Genomic DNA, 653 nt, shown 5'->3' on the forward strand with positions numbered 1-653 from the left:
GATCAGCTGGGCCTTCACGGTGCGTGCTCGCCTACAAAGCGAGCGGGATCAGCCTTCGTCGGTCCCGGCATCCGCGGCCCGCGGCGTATCGCCATCGACGCTCCACAGCCGCTCCAGCGCGTAGAACTCGCGTACGCGCGGCAGGAACACGTGGACCACGGCGTCGCCCAGATCGACCAGCACCCACTCGGCCTCGCGCTCGCCTTCCACGCCCAGCGGCATCGCGCCGATTTCCTTGACACGCTTCTGCACCTCGTCGGCGATCGACTTGACGTGGCGGCTCGAGGTGCCCGAGGCGATGAACAGGGTGTCGGTGAAGCCCGACTTGCCGCGCACGTCGATCTCGCGCACGTCGCGGGCCTTGAGCTCTTCCAGCGCGAAGCGGATGCGCTCGTTCAGGGCTTCTGCCGAGGGGCCGCCGGGGGCGGTCTTCTTGGCGGCACGGGCGCGCGGGGCGGGCTGGGCGGGGGCTTTCGGATTCAAATGCTTGACCTGTCGCATAGGGGACGCCCGGGGGCGCGAGCGCGAAGTATAGGTGAGCCCGTCAGCGGGCGCCCCCCGGCCTCGTTCAGGTTGATCCGGAGGCGGGCTGGCCATACAGGCCGTGACGCGCGATATAGGCTGCCACTGCGGGCTCCAGGTACGCCTCGATG

General features: G+C 69.5%; 1 protein-coding gene. It reads right to left on the reverse strand.

The features are described from left to right. Positions 1–48 precede the first annotated feature (48 nt). Positions 49–501 carry a ribosome silencing factor gene (gene rsfS, locus FLQ44_RS21865; protein WP_147696050.1) on the reverse strand — a complete coding sequence of 151 codons (453 nt, stop codon included), beginning with the start codon at positions 499–501 and terminating at the stop codon, positions 49–51. Positions 502–653: the final 152 nt, after the last annotated feature.

The sequence above is a fragment of the Vogesella mureinivorans genome (assembly GCF_007644035.1).
Lineage (GTDB): Bacteria > Pseudomonadota > Gammaproteobacteria > Burkholderiales > Chromobacteriaceae > Vogesella > Vogesella mureinivorans.